A 22,916-nucleotide genomic window follows, 5' to 3' on the forward strand; every position below is an offset into this window, starting at 1 on the left:
TATTGTGATGTCAATATTTATTAATTCTTATAATCTGCAAAAATCTTATGGGTCAAAATGTTTGTTTACCCACATTTCTTTGGGAATTTTTGCACAAGAACGACTTGGCCTCATCGGACCTAACGGTTCTGGTAAATCGACACTATTGAAAATATTAGCAGGTTTAGAAGCTCCCGATGATGGCAAAGTGGATCGAAATACCCAAACACATGTGGTTTATCTCGGACAGCAAGATCATTTTGATAGTCGACAGACTGTTAAATCGGTACTAGCCGAAGCGCTAGGTCATCAAGTAGTCGAAGGTGAATATCCACAGCGTATCTGGGAGGTGACAGGAGAAAATTTGTTTAGCGATTTAAGTCGTGAAATTTCAACCTTATCAGGTGGTTGGCGCAAACGTCTTGCCATTGTGCAAGCGTTACTGCAAAAACCAGATTTATTATTACTAGATGAACCGACTAACCACCTCGATTTGGAAGGTATTTTATGGTTGGAGCGACTGCTGAACAAAACGCAGTTTACTTTTGTCGTGGTAACACATGATCGTGTTTTTTTAGAAAATACCGTCAACACGATTATGGAGCTTAATAGAATTTATCCTGAAGGTTATTTCAAAGCCAGTGGCAATTACAGCAAATTTCTACAACATCGTGATGATTTTATTGCTGCACAAATTCAAAAAGAACAATCCTTAGCCAATAAACTGCGTCGCGAAGAAGAATGGTTGCGAAGAATGCCTAAAGCCAGGACAACTAAGGCACAATATCGCATCGATCGGGCTGTCGAATTACACGAGGAACATAGTAAAATCAGTGCGCTCAACTTGCAAAAGCAAACAGCAGCAATCAATTTTTCTGCAACAGAAAGGCAAACAAAAATTTTGTTGGAAGTGAATGATCTATCTTTGGTGCGTAATAGTAAAACTTTATTCAAGCATTTGAGTTTCAAACTTTCACCTGGAAGCTGTTTAGGATTGCTAGGAAAAAATGGCAGTGGTAAAACCAGTTTAATTAATTTACTAACCGGCGAGATATCGCCTGATTCAGGCACTATCAAACGTGCTGATAACTTGCGCATGGTCACTTTTGATCAAAAACGCGAGCAATTGGATCAAAACCTGACGTTGATGCAAGCCTTATCCCCTGGCGGAGATTATGTGTTATACAAAGGAAATTATATGCATGTGGCCGCATGGGCAAAGCGCTTTTTGTTTGCTCAAGAACAACTCCATCAACCAGTAAAAAATTTATCTGGAGGAGAAAAGGCGCGTGTGTTGATAGCCAATTTAATGCTTAAGCCTGCAGATATTTTATTTTTGGACGAACCTACCAATGATCTAGATATTGAGACTTTAGAAGTATTAGAGGACAGTTTAAAGGATTTTCCTGGAGCTTTGGTATTGATTACCCATGATCGTTTTTTATTGGACAGGCTGAGTGACAGATTATTATATTTGGCTGGTGATGGTAGTACAGAATTTTTTGCAGACTTTAGCCAATGGCAAACTGCAACGGAAAAAGCAGTGGAGACATCTGAAACTACTCAATCTAAGCCCGCACTCAAAAATAAGGCGGTAAAGAAACTGAGCTATGATGAACAACGTGAACTTAGTCGCATTCCAGCTAAAATTGATAAAGCTGAGGCTGAAATTGCGGCATTAGAACTGCAGTTGGAGAAACCGGATATTCAAAGTAACCCAACGCGGCTGACAGAATTATGTTTGGAAATACAAATAGTCAAGAATAAAGTTAATCAACTTTATGAACGTTGGGAAGAATTAGAGCGATTGTAACTATTTGGCCTTGGAAAAATCGGACTCGTTTGTGTTATTAAGTTTTGCACAAAAATTCAGATATTTTAATCTGGATTTTAAAGAAAGCTGAAAAGGATGCTCGAAATACCCGCATTCTTGGTTCTTCATCCTAAAGAAAGAATTTAAATTCTTCCATTCCATATAGACCAAGAGCTTGGGTTCCTATTGAGCAAGTATACTAAAACACAGCTGAAATTAAAAAGATGTAGTCCATAGGCTTAATGAAAAGCTTCTCATATAGCTATGGCTTTTTTCCTTCTCCCGTCTGTGACCGAAGGGAATCCCCTTGCGGGATGGGAGAGGCGGATGAGGGGTGAGTTTGGGTCAGCTTTTAGTGGCTATAGTTACTGCAAGCTTACTCCTCATCCGCCCTTCGGGCACCTTCTCCCATCCCGCAAGGGGATTCCCTTCGGTCACAGACGGGAGAAGGAAAAATGTGTCATCTGTTGCACAGATGCTTCAGAGAACAGCATGAATGACCGTGGTGACTACCCCCCAAATATGTACATTATTTTTTTCTGAAACCTCAAGAGGGGGAAAGTTTTCATTTTCCGGCATGAGATAAATTTTACCTTTTTCAGTTTTTATCAGACGCTTCACAGTTAACATGCCATCTATCGCGGCAACTACAATCTTGTTATGTATCACCTCAATGCGACGATCCACGATCAATATATCTTTGTCATGAATGCCAATGTTAATCATAGATTCACCCGCCACCCTAACCAAGAAGGTATGCTCTGGATGTTTTATGAGTAATTCATTTAGATCAATTCGTGCTTCCATATCATCATCAGCGGGCGATGGAAAGCCTGCTGCCACCTTAGAACTATAAAGTGGCAATTTATAACCTCTTTGTTCTATGAATTGAGAAACAGAGTAAATCATACTTTCAGGAATACGTATTGGTTTTGTCTTTTCTTGATAGCGCCCGTACCCTTTGGGTCTTCCCGCGCCAATACGAGCCCCACCTCGCCCCATAGCATCACCTGATTTTTAATGATAGTAGCAATTTATTTGAATATTGTGCATAATTCAAAAAGAATAATAAAAGGGACAGTTTACCTATCCTGTCGCAAAAATCCAGGTGGATAGGAAATAATGGAATTTATTAGGGAAAATATTATTATGCTAGGTCAAATACAGCTTAGAAAGGAGATTGCGGGCCGTCTTAGAAGAGCTCGGGAAAATGCTGGTTACAGCTCTGCCGAGGGTTTCTGTGAAACATATGGAATTTTGATGAATGACTATTATCGCCATGAAAGCGGCAGTCAGTCTATCAAAGCTTCGCATGCTATTTTGTACTGCAGATTGTTAAAAGTTTCATTACACTGGTTAATGATAGGGGGAATTCAAAAGTTGGCGTAACCATTTGCCACAGGATTGAAAAAACGGTCAGATTTTTCCAAGGCTATCCCTAAAAAATTTTTAGAAGATGACCTTGGAAAAATCTGACCGTTCAATGCTATTTCCGACATGAGCTGAATAGTTAAATTGGCAAAGTTTTATTGAGGTGAGCTTTAGTTTGCCGCATAATAAAAAATATCAAATATTTAAAAACTTTTGGACTTTTTTAGCCAAAAATTCTGAGAGTTTGCTTCACCGTTCTAATATTCTCAATTGGATGTTTTTAATTCCATAGCAGTTCAGCGAAATTTTTATAAATTTACCCCAAAAACAATAAATTATTAAAATATCATGATAAATTCAGATATAATACGTTTTTTCTGTAAAAAAGTTTTACTCCAATTTTTTACTAGCAAAGTCAAGCCAAAAAAAATTAAAGCAATATCGCATTTTCAGCCAATGGACTACATTTTTGTCTTCAAGAATGTGGTGTAATATCTCAAGTAACTTGGGTGCGGAAAATCTGTTTACAGATTCACTCTCCATGGATGGAGAGCCAAGGATTAAAAGATTAGGACTCTCAAACAAACAACGTTAAAAAACTTAAAGCTGGGATATATTTATGTTCGCTGACTTACCTCAAACCATCAAACAACAAGTGCTTTGCTATCTTGAAGTAGATAATTTCATTGCAGCAAAAGCTTTGTATGATCAACATTCTCAAAAAAACTGCTCCAATAGTAACAAACCAGATAGCCATCTCAATTCGGATGTGCACTAAGTTTGGTTTGATGGAATTGACAGGATTTTCTTTTGCACAGCACGAATCGTGGCTGTAGTCTTAAGGTATTTTTTACTGCTAGTTTAGCCAGCTGTACAAATCCAAGTTGATCCCAAAATTTTTCATTTAATATCTTTAAATTGCAACAAATATTATTCTTAAATCTTCTTGTTAGGACGCTTTAGACCAAGCAATATCACAAGAAATCCGGCTACTGAAATACCCACCAACAGCCACATCAAGCTGCTAAAACTATGAGTAAAAAAGTCCATGAACAAACGTGTGGCGCTGTTTGTATCCAGGTGCGTAGCTTGGACAATGGTTTGGACTGCATCCTCCGGTTTAGAAATCGCCTGTTCCATCCAGCTTCCCGTCGGAAAATTTTGTTTGACACTTTGTTCCAGTAGCACTACTTTGGCCTGGTGGTGATATAACAGTGTACCTAAGGCTAGACCCAGGGCTCCGCCGAAATTATGTAGCGTGCCCATAGCGCCCATGCCAACTCCAGCTACACTCTCTGGTAGATTCATTAGGGCGGCAATAAAACTGGGGCTTAGAATAAACGCCCAACCTATTCCTAAAAATATTAAAGCGGTAATAATAAAAGTTAAGTGCGTATCACTGCTAAAGCGTGTTTGTAGATAAGCCGATAAAGCAAATAATACAAAACCAAACATTAAATTGATTTTTACCCCATATTTCTCCACCGTATGTCCAACGACAGGAGATAGCAAAGCCACTAAAAGCGTAGCTGGTAATAAGGTTAAACCGATCAAATCACTGCTTTGCCCCATGATACTATGTAAGTACAGCGGCAAGATAAAAAACGCAACAGTATAAAAAAATGCCAGCAACATGTTAGCGGTTGCGCCGACAATAAAAATCCGATTCGCCAATAGATTCAATTTAATAATCGGCGATTTGCTGTGTTTTTCCACAAAATAGAATAATACCAAGCACGCCAAAGCCACGGCATACAAAATATACACCAGAGGTGAATTCCAGCCCCAGGACGAAGCTTGTACCGTAGTTAAAATCAATAGTGGAAAGGAGATCGCAAGCAATATAAAACCTAGCCAATCAATGGAATCACCATGCTCAGAACTTTTTGATTCGATGACTGTGCGCACGCACATCAGAAAGCTGATAATAACAATGGGAAGATTAACAAAAAATATCCAACGCCAGCTCAAGGCGCTGATGATAAAACCACCCACCACAGGCCCTATGGCCAGACCAAATCCGTTAACGCCAAATAAAATACCCGTTGCTTTAGCGCGTTCGTTTATTGGAAACATGCTGGAAATAATGGCGACAGGCACGGTATATAAAATCGCAACCCCTATAGCCTGAGCAAAGCGGAAAAAAATTAACCAATGAATATTGGGAGACAAACCTGCTCCTAAAGAGGCTAAACCAAATACCAGCATACCTATATACAAGGCGCGACGCCGGCCGTAAAGATCGGAGAGGCGCCCCATGATAACCATGAGCGCTGCAAGCGCCACAAGAAAGATGTTAATAATCCACTGCAATTGTGTGACAGTTGCGCTTAAATCCGCTTGAATATTAGGCAATCCAGTATTGACGATAGTAAAATCGATGCAGCCAAGGAAGCTCGACAGGCTCATTCCAGCCAATGCCCACCAGCGCTTGCTATTATGTTCTTGAATTTGCATAGGAATTTCTCACTTCTAATTATTTTTGCCATATTAACATGTAAAATTGTGTCTGATAATGCTTTAATTGGATAAACATTGTTTCCATTGGGAAACTAAAAAGGACTATAATTAGATTTTGATATCTAAGTTTTGAAGGAATACCTCATGCTGGTAAATGAAATGCTAATTTTTTACCATGTAGTCCAATATAAAAACTTTTCGCAGACTGCCGAAAAATTAGGTGTATCCAAATCCTTTGTCAGTAAACAAATCACCCATCTAGAGACAGATCTGAAAACCCGATTGCTAAATCGTAGTACGCGTCAGGTGTCGCTCACAGAGGCGGGCGAAGTTTTTTTTCAACATTGCAAAAAACTCTTTGAATTGGCACAGCAAGGCTACGATGCAATGGCCAATTTACGCCAGCAACCTATGGGCACGATGAAGATTTCAGCGCCTCCCGCCTTAGTGCTGCATTTATTAACTACACCCTTAATTGAATATACAAAGCTTTATCCTGAGGTCAAATTAAATGTCGTATTGGAAAGCCAAATCGTCGATGTGATTCAACAAGGATTTGATATTGCGTTAAGAACAACAGTGCTTGAAGACTCAAATTTGATTGTGCAGGAACTTACCAAGCTTTCTAACATCCTTTGCGCCAGCCCCGCCTATTTAAAAAAACATGGGCTAATTAAACATCCTACACAACTACCTCAGCATAACTTTGCCGTGTTTAGTAATCAGACTTCGATAAAGCAATACCAATTTATGTATAAAAAAGAAAAAATTAATGTGACCGTTGATGGTTGTATCCAAAGTAATAATCTGGATTTCATAATGCAAATGGTCATGTCTGGCTGTTGTATGGCAGTACTACCGGAATTTATGGTCAAATCAACTATTGCCAAAAAAAAATTAGTTCATTGTCTGCCCGATCACCATTTGCCCCGCAGCCCGCTTTATGCTTTTTATCCAGAGAGAGAGTTTAAACCACTAAAATTGCAATTATTTATTGATTTATTGAAAAAATATCTACAAACCTAAACATATCTATCATCCGACCGATAGTGTGGAATCATTGGATAAAATTAATGTTTCTTGGGAGTTTTGCTCAAGGGCTTTAGCTTTGGTATTTGTTAAGGCGGTTTTATGCTTATTTTCATAAAAAAAACTTTGGCTTGTAGAATAAGCATAAGTTTGCGGATGTATATCTGAAATTTTGTGTAGCATAGAACTATGTGATGATGTTGATGATGAAAGTGGAGTTAGATTTTGCGGAGATACAAATGAAATTGGATATAGATTTAGTGAGCAATCTAAATGTGTAGGTGGTAATGGGATAGGATAGAACAGACTTGTCATGGCTGATAAATGAGAAGTAGAAGAACAGGGGAGATTTTTGATCATTTCTGCAGACATAACTAATAATTTTTGATTGAAATTTTCTCTAGCCAAGGTATCTTTATCATTAGAAAATGGCTGGGTGTTCGGAGTTGGTGTCCCAACAGATTGTCTAGCTTTTTTGTCATTTTGGGCGGGCGGGGCTTTCTTCCTTTTTCTAGATTGATTTTGTAATTCTTGAGGTGAATTCTCGGAGTTGTAATGTCTTCTTAAATGCAAGCAGAGCTTTGAAAATTCTATCCCATAATAGAGTTGAAATTGCGGCCAAGTTTCTGAATATAACCTAATAATGCCGAGCAAAACTACGGCATTGCGCAAAAAATTATGTTTATTTTTGTGCTTCAACGATGAGTTGGTTTCAATGGTGTCATTTATAACTTTCGACAATTTATCGAAATCAAAACCTGTTGCATTCGTTAAGATAAGTCGCACTTTACTTAATGAAATGTTTCGGTCAATTTCTTTACTGAAAACTTCGCCTAAAAGATTTAACAAGCGTCGTTGAGCAGATTTATTTCTCAGTGCTAATGATGTCAATCGCGTCCCTGAAACTGCAACAATTGCACTGCTGAGGTCCGATTTGAGTGTGCCGTTGGAAAGGCAAAATAGGGTTGCTAATGCATGATAGCCTTTAGGTTCTGTCGACTCACGAGACAGGCTGATGGTATTGTTAGGAGGTGTGAATAATTGTGGAAATAGTGGCGGTAGCGGAGATTCATCTTCGGGTAACTTGGAAAAAGGAACACGCTGAAACATAATTGAGCCTTGATTGTTTATTATTTTTCTAAAAAAACGATGTTGCGCTTTTTTTAACCAGGCAATTTAGAGTTTTATTTATAACTTTATCAGGTATAAGTATTTTTTTACAATAATAATCCTATGATACCCAGTATTTGTCAAACAATAACGCATGATTTATCACGTTTTTTTGCCTAGCACGAACCGCCAACCGAGGATACTAAGAATCAATACTAAGGACAGAGCAAACAAAAAGAGCATTACCATGGTAAAACCGTGGATAAATACCGCATTAAAAACCTGATGCAGTTCATGCTGAGTTTCCTGCAATAAATGCCCTGGATTAATAACCCATTGTTGTAATTTTGCCATCTCAGTGTAGCTGAAATTATGTGCTTGTTGTGTGAGTCTGTGCATAGCGCTTAAATGATAAATCATTACTGCCAAAGCTAATCCTAGCGATCCGCCAACATTAAACATAGTAATCATAGTGCCTGTAGCGACGCTTTTACGCTCAGGATTCACCACACCTTGTGCTGCGATCAGAGGCACGGTATTGCCCATCGCCCAGAGACTCCCTAAGCACAAGAACGCGATAATGATATACCATAAAGGAATGGCCTCAGAAAAAAAAGCTTGCAACAAACAGGCGGCTGCGCCTAATGCTAGCCCTAATACGATGGTATTGATAATACCTAGTTTTTCGATTAGCCAGCCTACAAACAATGCAATAACTAATACAGCAATAGGAATGGCAAATAAAACTATCCCTGAGGTTTGTACGGTTTCCCCGCGGATAATTTGTAGATATAAGGGATCAAAAAATAAAGCCGAGGCACTTAACATTCCGGGCAAGATAGATAACACCGCACCCGAATAAAAAATTAAATTTTTAAAATCACTAAAATCAATTAATGGATTTTCGATACGCTGCTCTACTTTAACTAAGACCACACCCGCTAAAACGCCAATGACCAGATACAACCAGGTTATTGTATTAATCCATCCAGCCGACGCGCTGTGCAGCAAACCCAGCACGACTCCTCCCATCATGATGGCTAAAAGCAGCATGCCCTTATAATCTAAAGCTTGTTTGCTTGCGGCTCTGGATTCTTTTATTGAAGATTTCGCAAACAAAAACCCAAGGATAATAATGGGAATATTAATAAAAAATATCCAGCGCCAGCCCCAATAAGTTACAATTAAGCCGCCGATGACAGGACCTAAAGCCAATGCTATCCCGCCTAAACTGCCGAGCCAGCCTATGGCTTTATCACGTTGATTCGGTGGGAAAGCTTCAGGGAGTAATGAAGGTCCTAAAGGAAACACAATAGCCGCACCGGCTCCCTGTAACAGACGTCCTAAAATAAGCCAGTGAATGTTGGGTGCAAAGCCAGCCAATAGCGAAGATAGCGCAAATATAACCACACCCAGATAAAACACCCGTCGTCGCCCATATAAATCACCACACCGCCCCATGATCGCCGCTAATACACAAAGCGCCAAAAAATAAATGTTCATCACCCATTGCAGTTGTGAAAGATCAGTCTGTAATTCTTTTTGTATTGTGGGTAGTGCAACATTGACGACGGTATAGTCTAGATAGCAACCAAAAGAAAGCAAAGCGATCCCGATAAAGGCCGGCCATTTGTGAGGATAAGTATTTAGCATATTAAAAAACTTCCGCGTGATTGTTGAGAACAATTTTAAATATAGTATAATTTTTAATCAAGTACGCATTAAAATGTGCTATAGTGATCCTTTGTATACTATTGGAGTTAAAGATGTCCGTCATGCCTGAAGATCAAAATATCAATGCAACCTTAAAAATCCTCACCGGTAAGTGGAAGATACTGATTTTATACAGCCTTTATGAAGGAACTAAACGCTTTGGTGAATTACGGCGCTTGATTCCCAAGGTCACCCAGCGCATGCTGACCAATCAGCTACGTGAACTGGAAGAAGATCGAATTATCCAGCGTAAAGTTTATGCCGAAGTGCCTCCCAGAGTGGAGTACTCGCTCACAGATATTGGCATGACCTTAAAGCCTGTACTGATAGAATTAAAAAGATGGGGAGCATGCTACATAATGAAATGTTCGAGCCCTGAAAAATGAGGTAGAATCACTAGCCACTACCCCCGACGCGGTGAGCGATTGCTTAACATTTTAACATTGAAAACAAGGATGTAATCATGCGAAAATTTTTACTCTCTTTATCCGCAAGTATGCAGTTAATCTCCATACTCGGTATGACCGTGGTAATGGCTTTTTTTATAGCAGCTTTCATCAATCGCATTTTTGAAATACCAATATTAATTAAGAACATAGATGTGATTACAGCAGTTTATCAGGTATTAGGCACCCTCTATGCGGTATTACTCGCATTTGCAGTATCAGGGGTTTGGCAAAACTTCAGCAAGGCTATACTTTCTGTACAAACTGAAGCCAATACCATTTCTGACTTAGTACACATGATCGAATATTCGGCTTTGGAAAAATCACAGAACATCCGTCATGCCGTGTTGTCCTATTTAAAACTGGTCGTTGAACAAGAATGGCAGTTACTAGGACGGATGGGCAGTGGGCTAGCCATCCCACAAGAAATCAGTCGCAGCGCCTCTACTTCGATCATTCATCACGTATTGTCTATGAAGCCGGTGAGCAACGTGGATATAGTCATCTATGGACAAATCTTAAGTTTACTGAATAATTGGTTAGATGCGCGGCGCACACGTATTCTGATAGCTAAGGGAAATAGCGCCAAGGCATTGTGGCCATTACTCATTTTTGGTGCATTTGTATTATTTGGATTTCATGGTTTGTTTGTTATTAAAGAACCTGAAATGTGGACATTATTATTATCGATGCTGTCTTTAATTGTAGGATTATGTTTCTATCTAGTTTTTTCTCTGGATAGTCCTTTTACTGGGAAACCCTATGTTGATTCGGCACCGTTTAAATGGGCGATTAATTTGCTTGAAAATGAAAGTATGGCTTCAGAAAAAAATATTCTAACTAATGATATAAATAGAGACCATGAAGAAGTGCTCTAGTTTCAGAGTCGATCAGTATAAAAAAATTATAAATAAAGAGGAATTTACATGAACTACAATTGGCTTGAACATTGGGAACAAAATCATCTCCCTTTCCACCTGAATAGCGTCAATTCTTTACTGGAAAAATATTGGCCAAGATTAGGTATATTACCCGGTGCTCCTGTCCTCGTGCCATTATGTGGTAAGTCTCAAGATTTGTTGTACCTTGCAGAGCAAGGGTTGCAGGTGATTGGTGTAGAATTGAGTCAACTGGCCTGTGAATCTTTTTTTATTGAAAACGATCTAGCATTTAATAAACAAGAGATTTGTGGTTTTACGCGCTATTATAATAACCAGATTGAATTATTTTGTGGTGATTTTTTTACTTTGCCGGAAAATATGTTGCCTGCAATAACTGCAGTTTATGATAGAGCAGCATTGGTTGCTTTACCTGAGACTTTGCGCTTGCGCTATGCACTACAGCTAACAAAATTGATGACGCAGGATAGTCAGATGCTGTTAATAGTCTATGATTCTTCGGATAGAGTAGAGGGTCCACCTTATTCAGTATCATATCTTGAAATAACACAATTATATGGAACGCATTTTAAAATCAAGGAACAAGAGCGTATTTACAAACCCAGCGAAGAACTCAGTCAGCATTTACGCGACAAGGGATATAATGAAATGTACAAGGTGATATATAGTTTCAAAAAGCAAACTACTCACACCCTTTAAAAAAGGCGGTGTGTTAGGTACCTTCTTGTAAGGGGCACTCTATGCGCCAGAAAAAAAACTCTAACATGTCCATTGCCTATCTATTTTTGATACTCGCGCCCATGATGGTAGGTATCAACATTGTCGGCTCCAAATATTTAATTACCTCAATGCCGGTGTTATTTTTATTAGCCGTACGTTTTTTGGTAGCTGCAGTGTTATTATTACCATTACACTGGCTGACGCCTGATGGCAAACAAAATGCCTTAGTTTATTTAAAACAACTTAGTAAAAAAGATTGGTGTTTTCTCATCGCCCAAGCCTTAACTGCAGGTGTTTTCTTCAACGTTTTAATGGTAATGGGTTTGCAATATACCGACGCTAACATCGCAGGAGTTATCACCAGCGCTTTACCTGCTATTATTGTTATTATGTCCTGCATTGTGCTTAAAGATCGATTTACCATAAAAAAGATGGTGTGCGTGGGATTTGCAACTGTAGGTCTTGTAGTCATCAATGCAGCACATATCTCAGGTCATACTGCAAATTATTCCATGTTAGGAAATTTGCTAGTTTTTCTCTCATTGCTTCCAGAAGCTAGCTACTATATTTTAACTAAACTTCATCCCAGTCGCTTGCCAATATTCTTGATGTCTTCAGTCATCAACCTGATTAACGCAGTGATTCTTTTGCCTATTTTAGGCTACTATCTCAACTGGAAACTGTTAAATTTACCGGTTTTCGATTGGCTGATTTTAATTGTAGTGGGTATTGCTTCAGGATTATTTTATGTTTTCTGGTATATCGGCTCTGCAAAAGTAGATGCAGTTATGGCAGCACTTTCCACCGCATTCATGCCAATTGCAACCATTGCTATTGCTTGGTTAACATTAGGAGAGAAAATTGACATTATACAATTTATCGGGGTAATAATGATAATTATGTCCATTCTTGCTTATGCCTTACCCTTTCGAATGCAGTGGAATCACAAGAAAAATCACAACCTATGATAATTGTATCCACGTAGTCTTAATTTCCAAATAATGCTCCAATCCATAAAACGAAGACTCACGACCAATCCCCGACTGTTTATAGCCACCAAAGGGTGTCGTGACATCCCCTGAATTAATACAGTTCACAGAAACTACGCCAGCGCGTAACGCTTTAGCTATTCTGTGCGCCTTATTAATATCATTAGTCCAAAGAGAAGCCGCCAAACCATAATGCGTATCATTCGCGATCTTGATAGCTTCAGCTTCATCTTTAAAAGATAGTACTGATAACACCGGTCCAAAAATTTCTTCTCGTGCAATAGTCATCGCATTGTGCACCTTAGAAAAAATAGTCGGTTCAACAAAACAACCACCCGTATCCTGCCTGACTTGATTGCCGCCTGTCACTAATGTCGCACCTTCAGTCTTTCCGGTCTGAATATATTTTAATACGCGCTGCAATTGGGTTTGATCGACAATGGCGCCCATAACGGTTTTAGGATCTAGCGGATCTCCAGGCTGAAATTCTTTGCTGAAATTAACTAATTTAGTCACTAATTCATCACGAATAGAATCCGCTACCAATAAACGTGTGGGGGCGCAACAGACTTCGCCTTGATTAAAAAAAGCACCCGCTGCGGATTGTTTTGCGACTTGATCTAAATTTTCACAATCCGTCAATACAATATTGGGTGACTTGCCGCCGCATTCCAATGAAACACGCTTCATATTCGAATCAGCACTGTATTTTAAAAATAATTTACCGACTTCGGTGGAACCCGTGAAGCTGATGGCATCAATGCCGGCGTGCAAACCCATCGCCTGACCTGCAGTTTCTCCAAAACCTGGAATCACATTAAGCACCCCTTCAGGTACTCCGGCGTTTGCTGCCAACTCTGCAATGAAAATCGTAGTGAGCGGAGATTGTTCAGCGGGTTTAATAATGACAGAATTACCCGTTACTAAGGCGGGGCCGATTTTAGCGCAGGCTAAATATAATGGAAAATTCCAAGGGGTGACTGCACCAACGACGCCTATGGGTTCACGCGTAATCAACGCGAGGACGTTAGGATCAGTCGGTGCAATTTGGTCGTAAATTTTATCAATGATTTCTGCATTCCAGCGTAATGATTTCACGGCATAAGTCACATCATTTAAGCTATCGCTGATGGGTTTGCCCATATCTAAAGTTTCAAGTAAAGCTAATTCCAATTGATGCTTTTCTATGCTATCTGCAAAAGCCAGTAATATTTGTTTGCGTTTTTCCGGTGCTGTTTGTGACCAAACCCCTTTATCAAAAGCATGGCGCGCTGCTAACACGGCTTTATCCACATCCTCACGGTCACAGGCAGCAACGTGGGTGAGTACCTGTCCGGTAGCCGGATTAATACAGTCAAAGGTGTTGCCCGAGGCCGAAGCAACATAATGACCATTAATAAAGGCCTGATTCTTAAAGCGCAAATTTTTAGCTTTCGTTTTGACATCGGCGTAAGTAATTTCCATGAATGGATTCCTCATGATTTGTTAAAAAAACCTCACAGCTAAATAAACTGTCAGCGTTAACCAAGCAAACAATAAAACAGCCAAATAAAGCGGTTTTAATCCTACCTTTTTAATCTTATTTAAATTAGTTTCCATGCCTATTGCAGCCATGGCCATCGTCAGTAAAAAAACATCAAATTGATTGATTAACGTTACCATATGCGCAGGCAATAACTGCAAAGAGTTAAAGCCAATCATAACGATAAAAAGGATTGCGAACCAGGGAATAGTTAATTTCGTACTTTTTTGGGAAGTGCCGGCATTGATGCGATTTTCATTGAATGAAAGAAAAAGTAAAACTGGAACTAATAACAATACACGGCACATTTTAACAACAACCGCCACATTGCCTGATTCAATGCTAACATTAGTGCCTGCTACCAGCGCTTGGGCTACTTCATGCACACTGGCACCTGCGAATATGCCATACTGAATAGGTGTAAAGTTCAGCCATCCAGCATGTTGTAATAAGGGATACACAAACATAGCCGTTGTGCCAAATAACACCACAGTTCCTACTGCAACCGCTGCCTTATACGCATCACTTTTTAAGACATCTTCTACAGCTAACACCGCAGCAGCACCGCAAATAGCAGAACCTGCGCTGATTAAAAGTGCTAGATGACGATCTAATTTAAACAGCTTCACTCCCACCACGTAGCCCAGTAACAAAGTAGACACAACGACAAAAATATCGATAACTATCCCTTCAATACCAATTGAAGCGATTTGTTGAAAACTCACTCGGAAACCATACAGGATAATAGCTAAGCGCAATAATTGCTTTGCAGAAAAATGTACACCAGGCACCCACTCATCGGGTAGCCGGTGACGCAGGGTATTACTATAAATAATGCCAAGGACGATCGCCAATACCAGCGAACTAATTCCGGCATTGGCTATAAAGGATATTTCTGCCAGATATAAACTCGACAAAGCAAACAAAGCAACAAACAATAAACCACTTAATGTATTCGCTCGATCCTGTTTTGAAAAAACCATCTTAAACCTCATGAGTTATAGCAGTGTGGGAAGCTGTGATTCGAGATTATAAAAATATCTTTTTTGCGCGTATGACGCGATTATTTTAAATAATATTTATAAACATCTTGTTGATACTCCATTAGGATATAAAAATTTTAAAATCAGGCCAATAGCTTACATTTTATTATCGACTGATATGCTTTAATAATCAGGTAACATGGTTTTAAGGAAAATCTGTTAATACAGATTTGCTCTCCAGGGATGGGGGGCCAAGGATGAAAATAATTTAAATAGTTGCGGCATGAGATTTGTCTTAGAAAAGCTATATAACAGCGGTGTTACTAAGTTACCTCAGTCTATCCAAATAGTGAAGTTCGGATTCTTGGAAATATTTTTTTAAAATTCGATTCTTGCATTTTTCTCACGCAAATACCATTTACAACCATTCTGATAAGCAATACACCATTCAGGCTAACACTTTACAAGTGATTATAGGCTATAGAGCATCCTGTATGGTATTGTTGTCAGTTTAACTTATGTTTGTGAATAGTGGCCATATCCATCTGATTAAGATGAGGCTCTTTTAAAAATTGTTTATTTGTCAAAAGGATTTAACTAATGAACATTAATCAACTATATACTTTGGGATATACCTGTTTACAACAAAAAAACTATCCAGATGCGATGTCATATTTTCATGAAGCAGCACAAGGTGGACATTGGCTAGCGCAGTTATGGCTAGAAAATATGGATAGTTATGTGCACATGAAAAATTTTAGGAATAGGTAATTTTAGTGTGCACTCAGATAGGCAAGGTAGGTTAGGGAGCTGATAAAACCTAATCTACTTTGCGATATCCGTTCTTAGTAATTTCTCACTCCTACAAAAATACTGTCATTTCCGCGTAGGCGGGAATCTATCCTGATTTTAGTTCTGTGTCAGAAAAGAAATAGATTCCCGCCAGCGCGGGAATGACAACAATTATGTAACAGCATCGCAGTTGTTACTCATTATCTGTTACAATCCAAAAAAAATGTAAACAAGAGAATCAGTTCACAATTTGCAAAAAAAACCCTGAATTTGTACAAGAAAAGTTTAAGTCTCATACAAACTCAGGGTAATGTAAAATTAACCGTTATATCTTAACCTCGGTTAGCTCTTCCATTGTCCTTTTGATTACGGGAGTTGGAGTTGCCTTGGTTGTTGCCGGATTTGTTGCTTGATTTTTTAGGGTCAAACTGAGACTGTTTTTGATTAACGTTAGCGTCTTTTTCGTTTCTTTGTTGAGGATTTTGGTTTTGGTTATTGCCATAATTTTGGTAACTCATAATATTTCTCCTTAAATATTTGAAAGTTTTGAAGGATAATCATCCTGATTATCAGATTTTATAATAACACAGTATTTACAAAAATTGCAATGGAATTATTAAAAAAAAGTAACTGGACGCTTTGTTGTCTGTAGCATGGGGGCGGGTTTCTCCTAGGTCTTCCTTCCATGTCGAGGACTACAAATGGGTCGTTACAAAAAAGATTTATGAGGAGTTGAAACTCATAAAAAATGAAATCAAAAATACATTACACATCTGATTCATACGACACATAAAGTTAATTTGATTTCACAAGAAAGAGCTGTAAGCGAATGAAAAATATAGAAATAACTAGAGAGAAAAAAGGGCAATATTTCAGCCCACTGTGTTTTCTCTCAATAGTTATTTCAGAATTTTTTATCTGCTACGGGTCTTTGCAGCTCTTTCAGGATTATTTAGTTTATTTTTTCTGGAGTTATTGCTTCGAGTGTAATCGTCGCTTCCAGTTGCTGTGCGATAGCGACTTCTGTTGGAGGAGGTTCTAACTTTACCGGCACTGGTGTCAGGATATTGGTCATAATCCTGTAAGCGTAGGCTGATAACTTTTTCTGAATCAAAATCAAAATAATGATTGGACATTGGGTATCTCCTTGATTGTTATATGCATTCCATTGCATAAATAAAAACTGATTAATAAAATTAATCCGAATCATTAAACCATAGCCCAATTTAAATATATGTAAGAAAATTGCGGATTTTTATTTAGTAAATATTGGTAGCTTGTAGAGACATTTTTTCATTAATAATGGGATATAACTTTCATGCCTTATCATGAGCCAAAAAATGAAATAATTATATTAATGCATGGTCTAATGCGCACGCATCGAAGCATGCGCTTTTTAGAAAAATATTTAAATAAAAATGGCTATGAAACTTATAACTATAATTATCCGTCCACTCAATTTACAATTGAGGAACATGGAGCACATTTAAACAACTATATTGCAAATTTATTATTAACCCATCCCAATAAAAATTTAAATTTCATCACGCACAGCTTAGGCGGAATTATAGCCAGAAAAGCCTTAAGCCAACTCTCTCAACAAAATCTAGACCGATGCAATTCTTTAATCATGCTAGCTCCGCCCAATAAAGGATCTTTATTTGCAAAATTAGCTTTAGCTATTGCGCCTTTTCTGTCTCTTTGGATAAAACCGCTAGCTGAACTAAGTTGCAATCCTGATGCCTATGTCCATCAAGTCCCCGTACCCGATCAAATAAAAATAGGCACGATAGCCGGCAGATTTGATATCAAAGCACCACCAGCGGTAACTCACCTGGTTCAGCAAAGCGATTTTCTTATGGTTAATTCGGCACATACCTTTATCATGAATCATCCTAAAGCAAGAACAGCAATTCTAAATTTTTTACAACAAGGGAAATTTTATTTGATCGAATAGGGATTATTGGTAATCGTTGGAGAGCTGAATTTTATCGAGTTAAGTGGATGGAAAAAATAAAATATCTGCTACTCGCCTTTCTGTTAATATCCACCGTCGTTTAGGAGCTGAGCCCCAATTCGAGTATAGATTTAATTTTTGATGATGTACAATTATTGTCTGTAATCCAAGGAAATAAAGTGGCTGGATTATCAAAACTATTAGCTAATAAATTAGCAACAGTTTGTGATTGGCTTGCAGCATTGAGCAATGAAACAACGTGAGGTGGTGGCGGCAAAAGTAACATTGTGCTCCATTGCGTAGACCATCTACCATATCTTTCCCAATAATCTTCAAAAGTTTTGTGCATCCAGATGTTATCAAAAGGTAAGTGACCACGTTTAATGATATTTTCCATATAGACATGAGCAGCCTTGCTGGCATTGTTTGCGCCTTGACCGGCAATGGGATCATTTAATACCAGGGTATCACCCATGCCCAATACATATTTTCCATCAGCCAATTTAAAAAACGGCTGTCTGATTATGGGAGTATATTCACCTGTTAAGCTAGCCTGTTCATCTGTGGGTTCTGCATGGATGTAGCGCTCATATTCCCATGGGATAAACTTTTTAAGCAGCTTTTTAGCAACCTCCAACTTTTCTGTAACACTTTGTGTTTTTTTCCAACAATCAAATGCTCCTCCTGGGACTCCCTCAAATAAAACCATCTCGCAGGGTCCAGTCATAGTCAGGCCGGGGAAGGCGAAGCATTCACCTATGCCTGGGATTAGATTTGCCCTGACCCCAGGTAGTCCTTCAGCTGGTTTGGTCTTATGCATATAAAGGCAACATAAAACCCTTTGTGGTTCATCAAAGTGACATCGGGAACTATCTTTAGAAAAAAGCTGGCTGATACTGCCTTTGCCACTGGCGATAATAGTGAGTTCATGTTCTGCTGCAATCTGATTTATGTTGTCTAAGCCCAGCTCTTGAATGTAAAGATTACCGCCAATTTCTTCAAAATAGTTCATCCATTGGGAAAATTTTAGGCGTTGGTCTACAGACTGATGGGGTTGATCGGTTACGCCTTGCCAATAAATCATTCTTTCTGAAGTCTTTGCGTCGATTTTTGAGAAAGTAAAGGCTTGATTCTTTGGTGCTAGCGTATCCCAGAAGTTCAGTTGCAGGGCTTTCTCAAAAGCCAAAGCAGAACCAAACATGCATTGACTCGATAGAATATTGCCTTGCAATATCTGTTCCGCAGTTTTATTTGAAAATAAAGACACAGAAAAGTTATTTTTTGCCAATCCGATGGCGAGTTGTAAGCCAGACTGTCCGGCTCCTATAATGGCTATCTTTCTTTCCACGGGTATCTCACTTTTGATTAGAAGTTTTTTAACTATTTTTTCTTAATTTTTTTAGGTATTTCGTTTTCATCTGTTTTTTCTAGACTGGTATACGCTACTATGCTATCTGCTTCATCATAGATTGATTTTATCTTCATTAAGTTATTTGCCATTTCTTTCAATGGTATAGTTTTGTCTTTCATAAAAGCGCTGATTAATACATCGCGGCGCATCTTAGACCATGCATCAGTGTCCTCTATACCTTTTGCTGTGATCTCATAAAAAAATGCTTTGACGCCTTTGCCTGATCTGCTTTTTTTTACTAAACCTTTTTGCATTAGCTTGCGCAGACTATAATTGATATTAAACATATCATTTCTATTCAATATTCGCCCTATATCAGAGATGGTTTTGGGTTTGTCTTTCATTCGCACTACATGTAGTACTGCTAATTCATGTCCAGTCAGATTTGTGTCATTGGTACTTTTTTCGCACTCTTCTTGCCAGCGCACAAAACCATAAAAAACTCGCCATAATTGTAATTCAAAATTGGTGACTTCTGTTTCTGACTCATCTTGTGCTAAATGCCATGATCTGCCGGCAGTAACTTCCATAAAACCTCCAAAATAATAATTATGAAATATATTCTTCGAATATATTAGTTCCCTTAAAGATTATATCGAATTGCAAAGAGATTATCTCGTCCAAAATATAAAAACAGATTAAGACTTTCATTAAGGGCATTAAAAAATGATTCAATAAACTTCAGAATCACTGGTATTTGAGCATCATTCAAGTTTTTATTGTAAAAATACTGCTCAATGCAGGTTTTCTCATTTTCAGTGTTTTTAAAATAATGCCTTCCGGCAAGATAGTCCAAGATAACTGAATTTTCTTGTTCTGCTTTCCTCACTACGCTACTTAGTCCATCTGAAAATAGATCGTTAGCCAATTCAATAATATTCATAAACCAAAAACGGATATTCGGATTTGTATGCCTTAACCCTTCCAGACAAAAGGCAATGTGTGTTTTTCTATGAAAATCCATAGCGGGGTGAAGAAAAATAAACTCAAGGGTATCGCTAGCCGTCCATCTTAAGACGTCATCAAGATTTAAGGATTTCCAATCTTCTAGAAATAATGCACTACTTTGTGATGATATAGAGACATACTTATTAAGCAGAATTTCTTCATTATTATTGGGTGACTGATAGTTAAAAACATACTTGTTTAAATCTCTATATTCCATAATTGAGAAAATCCATAAAGGAATAAAACTTTGTATTTTTTGAAGACTATCGATATCACTTTTATGCAGCCATTTGAAAAATTCATGATTTTTTGTTTTTTGTAGGTGTTCAGTAACTGCTTGTTGAATAATTTCTTGAGATATGGAACATGTATTTATGCGGGAAGATCTAGGAGAAAAGTCATGCTGTCTATCGAAATCCGGGGTGATAGGTGCAGTGTTAGAGGCGACATACTTCTTTGCGTAATTAAGCCAAGCATCGCGCATTCCATCAAAAATAGCCCCAGTTTTCTTGCATAAAGTGTTTGCCAGTTGTCTTTCATCATCAGTCAGTTGTTTGTTTTCGAATACTCCTTCGGATTCAACAACATGACCATTTTCTAGGGCTAAGTGAAATTTGCCAAAATACCTTAATGTCATATTATTATTTTTGGCAATGATCTCTGCGATAGGAGCAATTCGGGAAAAGAATACATTGCCGTATGTTTCTGTTACTTCACAGTGAGCAAAGCGTACATCAGCGTTGTCGCCATCATCGACACATAGTTTCATAAAATCGATTCCATATTGGCGAAAACACTCCATTTCTGGGCTAAGAAAAAGCCAATAAATCATGTCGCTAGCTTTCCATGCAAGATGATCGTCTAAGCGTAATTTTCTCCAATCTTCCAGAAAAAGACGGGAATGTGTTTGATCTTCTAAAGCAGCTCTATTAATGATTTTTTCAAATAAGTTTTTTGGTTCTTCAAAGGGAAAAATCCATTTATTTAAATCTCTAAAAGACATAATAAAATAAGCCATGCTCGGTATAAAATGTAATTTTCTGTTCTCAGGAATCATATCCGATTCAATAAAAGAAAATAGGGGATGTTTATGAGCCTCACGTTTCATGTCATCAATTTTATCTAGTATTTCACGCACGATCTTTCTTCTCCGGTTTGTAGATAATAGCTGCGCAACCTTCTCACATTATTTTTTTAACTCTGTCTGGCATGTTCACCAAAGATTTCTATGCCTCGAACCTTTTGTCTCTCCTGAGCCATTGCTTAAATGTAAAATATGGGTATGCCCGAATCTTAGCGAACAGAAATTTTACCTACAGATAAGAGCTCTGTGGGATTTCTAGCAAAAATTAGCTTGAACTTACTATATATTTTACAAGGATTTCCAATGGATATTTAAACTATTTTATCATTTTCTTGCCAAACTGATAAGGTTATCTTTGAATTTATTAATAAGTTAAATAAGACTTTACAAGTAAATTACAATAAAATATATGGCAATAATATCAAGATTAGCTTAAGAAACGGGGGATTTTCAAAAGGAACATTTTGATAAACCCCATTCCATATTCGCCGAATATTAGGGTGTTAAATCTATTTAAAAGCAAAAAATCCACCCCTCACATAGTATTAACTATATGATTTTAAAAGATATTTATTTATAGTTGGATTTCTGTCAGCTTTATGCATCATATGTTTGAATTTTTCCAGTATTGTTCTAGTATTTTAAAAGTAAATTATAAAGTACTTTACAAGCATATTGCAAAAATGTAGAATAATACTTAGTTAATTAAGCTTGTGTTAATCTTTTAGGATGTGTAAAGCTATGAGAAATGTAAAAATATCTAAAAACCCACATCGCTTAGTTTTAAGCGGTTTAGTTAAAAAGTTTTATGATGAGATAGCTGAATATGAGTCAAAACCTGAAGATATGAGCAAATCACTTTACTTTACTTGCTTAGCCATCAGGTTTCTGGAAAATATGGGAAATAAATTTCCTTCGCAGACAGAAATTGATGTGGTCGAATCTATTATCAAAGCCAAAGATCGTGCGCAATTGCATAAAGTTATTCTTAAAGCGGCAGCTTAAGAAACTGAATTTAAGAATCTAAAAATAATGTTAGGAGAATACCTATGCAAGCTGCCATTATAAGAGACACTGATTATTTAGAAAGTGAGTATAAAACTTTATTCTCATTATTGCCCACCAAAGGGAAATTGAAATCAATCTCCGATGATATTGAAAAGTTAAGTATATTTTATCCGCATAAAACTTTGGTAGGATATTATCCAATAGCAGTTAAAAATGCTCCAAGACCAAGTAAAATGTCAAAATCACAATATAATAACTATCTTGCAATTCAGTTATTGGAAGAATTAGGTAATGATAGCCCTACTCAATTGGCGATTGATTATATTGAATCCTTTGTTAAATGTTATAGTACCCAATATAAAATTGGTTGATAACCCTTTCATCCATCCTCGTGCTTAATTCCGGCTTACTTCATTCTGAATGGCTTTATGTTTTATATCAGTTTGCGACCAGGGTAAAATACCTGAAAAAATTGTTGAAACCTTATGTCAGTTTTAAAACATTTCCTATCTTAGTTGTTTTAGTTTGCAGCTCCTCAAATTCGCGTTGCCTCATCATTTTACCTAACTTTAGGAGGCTCCAACGTTGACTCAGAAATCACCTAACCCAAATAAGTAAAAATTTTATAGTAATATTATCAATATTATCTGTGGGCGAAGTGTGGGTAAGGTTGTGGGCGACA

Annotated in this window: 23 protein-coding genes; 12 read left to right on the forward strand and 11 right to left on the reverse strand. The window is 37.8% G+C overall.

Annotation, left to right across the window (positions count from 1 at the left end):
* The first annotated feature begins 7 nt into the window (after positions 1-7).
* Complete coding sequence (locus VHE99_00275; GenBank protein ID HVV67466.1) at positions 8-1,792, forward strand: ABC-F family ATP-binding cassette domain-containing protein; 1,785 nt, start codon at positions 8-10, stop codon at positions 1,790-1,792.
* Between the two features lie 480 nt (positions 1,793-2,272).
* Here the strand turns inward: VHE99_00275 and umuD are convergent, their stop codons facing one another.
* Positions 2,273-2,794, reverse strand: coding sequence for a translesion error-prone DNA polymerase V autoproteolytic subunit (umuD, locus tag VHE99_00280; protein ID HVV67467.1), 522 nt, complete (start codon positions 2,792-2,794; stop codon positions 2,273-2,275).
* Positions 2,795-2,914: 120 nt separating this feature from the next.
* Here umuD and VHE99_00285 point away from each other — a divergent pair, with 120 nt between their 5' ends.
* Both VHE99_00285 and VHE99_00290 read left to right on the forward strand, forming a co-directional pair.
* The gene (locus VHE99_00285) at positions 2,915-3,181 is read left to right on the forward strand and encodes a helix-turn-helix transcriptional regulator (GenBank protein HVV67468.1); all 267 of its coding nucleotides are present in this window, start codon (positions 2,915-2,917) and stop codon (positions 3,179-3,181) included.
* A gap of 601 nt (positions 3,182-3,782) precedes the next feature.
* The gene (locus tag VHE99_00290) at positions 3,783-3,941 is read left to right on the forward strand and encodes a hypothetical protein (GenBank protein ID HVV67469.1); all 159 of its coding nucleotides are present in this window, start codon (positions 3,783-3,785) and stop codon (positions 3,939-3,941) included.
* Between the two features lie 158 nt (positions 3,942-4,099).
* Here the strand turns inward: VHE99_00290 and VHE99_00295 are convergent, their stop codons facing one another.
* Positions 4,100-5,620 (reverse strand): MFS transporter, encoded by a 1,521-nt coding sequence (locus VHE99_00295; protein ID HVV67470.1) that lies wholly within the window; start codon positions 5,618-5,620, stop codon positions 4,100-4,102.
* 147 nt (positions 5,621-5,767) lie between these two features.
* On the opposite strand from VHE99_00295, the gene VHE99_00300 reads away from it, so the two are divergent.
* Positions 5,768-6,649, forward strand: coding sequence for a LysR family transcriptional regulator (locus VHE99_00300; GenBank protein HVV67471.1), 882 nt, complete (start codon positions 5,768-5,770; stop codon positions 6,647-6,649).
* A gap of 9 nt (positions 6,650-6,658) precedes the next feature.
* Here the strand turns inward: VHE99_00300 and VHE99_00305 are convergent, their stop codons facing one another.
* Together VHE99_00305 and VHE99_00310 are read right to left on the reverse strand one after the other, a co-directional pair.
* Positions 6,659-7,762 (reverse strand): hypothetical protein, encoded by a 1,104-nt coding sequence (locus VHE99_00305; GenBank protein HVV67472.1) that lies wholly within the window; start codon positions 7,760-7,762, stop codon positions 6,659-6,661.
* A 162-nt stretch (positions 7,763-7,924) separates the two neighbouring features.
* Entirely contained in the window at positions 7,925-9,415 is a 1,491-nt protein-coding gene (locus tag VHE99_00310; protein HVV67473.1) for an MFS transporter, read from the reverse strand.
* A gap of 113 nt (positions 9,416-9,528) precedes the next feature.
* Between VHE99_00310 and VHE99_00315 the strand changes: the two genes are divergently transcribed.
* From VHE99_00315 to VHE99_00330, 4 genes are all read left to right on the forward strand, one after another.
* A complete protein-coding gene (locus VHE99_00315; protein HVV67474.1) occupies positions 9,529-9,861 on the forward strand; it encodes a winged helix-turn-helix transcriptional regulator in 333 nt (110 codons plus the stop codon).
* Between the two features lie 77 nt (positions 9,862-9,938).
* The gene (locus VHE99_00320) at positions 9,939-10,799 is read left to right on the forward strand and encodes a hypothetical protein (protein ID HVV67475.1); all 861 of its coding nucleotides are present in this window, start codon (positions 9,939-9,941) and stop codon (positions 10,797-10,799) included.
* Positions 10,800-10,847: 48 nt separating this feature from the next.
* Positions 10,848-11,519: a thiopurine S-methyltransferase gene (locus tag VHE99_00325; protein ID HVV67476.1), complete on the forward strand. Its 672-nt coding sequence runs from the start codon at positions 10,848-10,850 to the stop codon at positions 11,517-11,519.
* 41 nt (positions 11,520-11,560) lie between these two features.
* Complete coding sequence (locus VHE99_00330) at positions 11,561-12,508, forward strand: DMT family transporter (GenBank protein HVV67477.1); 948 nt, start codon at positions 11,561-11,563, stop codon at positions 12,506-12,508.
* On the opposite strand, the gene VHE99_00335 is transcribed toward VHE99_00330, so the two are convergent.
* Positions 12,503-13,993, reverse strand: a complete 1,491-nt coding sequence (locus VHE99_00335; protein HVV67478.1) for an aldehyde dehydrogenase — start codon at positions 13,991-13,993, stop codon at positions 12,503-12,505. The two genes, VHE99_00330 and VHE99_00335, sit on opposite strands and share 6 nt — an antisense overlap.
* A gap of 21 nt (positions 13,994-14,014) precedes the next feature.
* A complete protein-coding gene (locus VHE99_00340) occupies positions 14,015-15,034 on the reverse strand; it encodes a YeiH family protein (GenBank protein HVV67479.1) in 1,020 nt (339 codons plus the stop codon).
* A 600-nt stretch (positions 15,035-15,634) separates the two neighbouring features.
* Here VHE99_00340 and VHE99_00345 point away from each other — a divergent pair.
* Positions 15,635-15,805 carry a hypothetical protein gene (locus VHE99_00345; protein ID HVV67480.1) on the forward strand — a complete coding sequence of 57 codons (171 nt, stop codon included), beginning with the start codon at positions 15,635-15,637 and terminating at the stop codon, positions 15,803-15,805.
* Between the two features lie 353 nt (positions 15,806-16,158).
* Here VHE99_00345 and VHE99_00350 read toward each other — a convergent pair whose 3' ends face one another.
* Both VHE99_00350 and VHE99_00355 read right to left on the reverse strand, forming a co-directional pair.
* Positions 16,159-16,344 (reverse strand): hypothetical protein, encoded by a 186-nt coding sequence (locus tag VHE99_00350; GenBank protein ID HVV67481.1) that lies wholly within the window; start codon positions 16,342-16,344, stop codon positions 16,159-16,161.
* A 396-nt stretch (positions 16,345-16,740) separates the two neighbouring features.
* Positions 16,741-16,962, reverse strand: a complete 222-nt coding sequence (locus VHE99_00355; protein ID HVV67482.1) for a hypothetical protein — start codon at positions 16,960-16,962, stop codon at positions 16,741-16,743.
* A 182-nt stretch (positions 16,963-17,144) separates the two neighbouring features.
* Here VHE99_00355 and VHE99_00360 point away from each other — a divergent pair, with 182 nt between their 5' ends.
* Positions 17,145-17,783, forward strand: coding sequence for an alpha/beta fold hydrolase (locus VHE99_00360; protein HVV67483.1), 639 nt, complete (start codon positions 17,145-17,147; stop codon positions 17,781-17,783).
* A 100-nt stretch (positions 17,784-17,883) separates the two neighbouring features.
* On the opposite strand, the gene VHE99_00365 is transcribed toward VHE99_00360, so the two are convergent.
* Genes VHE99_00365 through VHE99_00375 form a run of 3 tightly spaced genes read right to left on the reverse strand, consistent with a single transcriptional unit; the run spans position 17,884 to position 21,280 of the window.
* Positions 17,884-19,131 (reverse strand): styrene monooxygenase/indole monooxygenase family protein, encoded by a 1,248-nt coding sequence (locus VHE99_00365; GenBank protein ID HVV67484.1) that lies wholly within the window; start codon positions 19,129-19,131, stop codon positions 17,884-17,886.
* Positions 19,132-19,163: 32 nt separating this feature from the next.
* On the reverse strand, positions 19,164-19,724 hold the full coding sequence (locus VHE99_00370) for a winged helix DNA-binding protein (protein ID HVV67485.1): 561 nt from the start codon (positions 19,722-19,724) through the stop codon (positions 19,164-19,166).
* Positions 19,725-19,777: 53 nt separating this feature from the next.
* Complete coding sequence (locus VHE99_00375; GenBank protein HVV67486.1) at positions 19,778-21,280, reverse strand: hypothetical protein; 1,503 nt, start codon at positions 21,278-21,280, stop codon at positions 19,778-19,780.
* A 687-nt stretch (positions 21,281-21,967) separates the two neighbouring features.
* Here VHE99_00375 and VHE99_00380 point away from each other — a divergent pair.
* Together VHE99_00380 and VHE99_00385 are read left to right on the forward strand one after the other, a co-directional pair.
* Complete coding sequence (locus tag VHE99_00380; GenBank protein HVV67487.1) at positions 21,968-22,231, forward strand: hypothetical protein; 264 nt, start codon at positions 21,968-21,970, stop codon at positions 22,229-22,231.
* A 44-nt stretch (positions 22,232-22,275) separates the two neighbouring features.
* Complete coding sequence (locus VHE99_00385) at positions 22,276-22,605, forward strand: hypothetical protein (GenBank protein ID HVV67488.1); 330 nt, start codon at positions 22,276-22,278, stop codon at positions 22,603-22,605.
* Positions 22,606-22,916: the final 311 nt, after the last annotated feature.

The sequence above is a fragment of the Gammaproteobacteria bacterium genome (genome assembly GCA_035546635.1).
GTDB lineage: Bacteria > Pseudomonadota > Gammaproteobacteria > JAURND01 > JAURND01 > DASZWJ01.

Bases quoted from the DNA above. Each gene is read 5' to 3' on its own strand.
- VHE99_00275 (HVV67466.1), top strand. From the start codon at position 8: ATGTCAATATTTATTAATTCTTATAATCTGCAAAAATCTTATGGGTCA.
- umuD (HVV67467.1), bottom strand. From the start codon at position 2,794: ATGGGGCGAGGTGGGGCTCGTATTGGCGCGGGAAGACCCAAAGGGTAC.
- VHE99_00285 (HVV67468.1), top strand. From the start codon at position 2,915: ATGGAATTTATTAGGGAAAATATTATTATGCTAGGTCAAATACAGCTT.
- VHE99_00290 (HVV67469.1), top strand. From the start codon at position 3,783: ATGTTCGCTGACTTACCTCAAACCATCAAACAACAAGTGCTTTGCTAT.
- VHE99_00295 (HVV67470.1), bottom strand. From the start codon at position 5,620: ATGCAAATTCAAGAACATAATAGCAAGCGCTGGTGGGCATTGGCTGGA.
- VHE99_00300 (HVV67471.1), top strand. From the start codon at position 5,768: ATGCTGGTAAATGAAATGCTAATTTTTTACCATGTAGTCCAATATAAA.
- VHE99_00305 (HVV67472.1), bottom strand. From the start codon at position 7,762: ATGTTTCAGCGTGTTCCTTTTTCCAAGTTACCCGAAGATGAATCTCCG.
- VHE99_00310 (HVV67473.1), bottom strand. From the start codon at position 9,415: ATGCTAAATACTTATCCTCACAAATGGCCGGCCTTTATCGGGATCGCT.
- VHE99_00315 (HVV67474.1), top strand. From the start codon at position 9,529: ATGTCCGTCATGCCTGAAGATCAAAATATCAATGCAACCTTAAAAATC.
- VHE99_00320 (HVV67475.1), top strand. From the start codon at position 9,939: ATGCGAAAATTTTTACTCTCTTTATCCGCAAGTATGCAGTTAATCTCC.
- VHE99_00325 (HVV67476.1), top strand. From the start codon at position 10,848: ATGAACTACAATTGGCTTGAACATTGGGAACAAAATCATCTCCCTTTC.
- VHE99_00330 (HVV67477.1), top strand. From the start codon at position 11,561: ATGCGCCAGAAAAAAAACTCTAACATGTCCATTGCCTATCTATTTTTG.
- VHE99_00335 (HVV67478.1), bottom strand. From the start codon at position 13,993: ATGGAAATTACTTACGCCGATGTCAAAACGAAAGCTAAAAATTTGCGC.
- VHE99_00340 (HVV67479.1), bottom strand. From the start codon at position 15,034: ATGGTTTTTTCAAAACAGGATCGAGCGAATACATTAAGTGGTTTATTG.
- VHE99_00345 (HVV67480.1), top strand. From the start codon at position 15,635: ATGAACATTAATCAACTATATACTTTGGGATATACCTGTTTACAACAA.
- VHE99_00350 (HVV67481.1), bottom strand. From the start codon at position 16,344: ATGAGTTACCAAAATTATGGCAATAACCAAAACCAAAATCCTCAACAA.
- VHE99_00355 (HVV67482.1), bottom strand. From the start codon at position 16,962: ATGTCCAATCATTATTTTGATTTTGATTCAGAAAAAGTTATCAGCCTA.
- VHE99_00360 (HVV67483.1), top strand. From the start codon at position 17,145: ATGCCTTATCATGAGCCAAAAAATGAAATAATTATATTAATGCATGGT.
- VHE99_00370 (HVV67485.1), bottom strand. From the start codon at position 19,724: ATGGAAGTTACTGCCGGCAGATCATGGCATTTAGCACAAGATGAGTCA.
- VHE99_00380 (HVV67487.1), top strand. From the start codon at position 21,968: ATGAGAAATGTAAAAATATCTAAAAACCCACATCGCTTAGTTTTAAGC.
- VHE99_00385 (HVV67488.1), top strand. From the start codon at position 22,276: ATGCAAGCTGCCATTATAAGAGACACTGATTATTTAGAAAGTGAGTAT.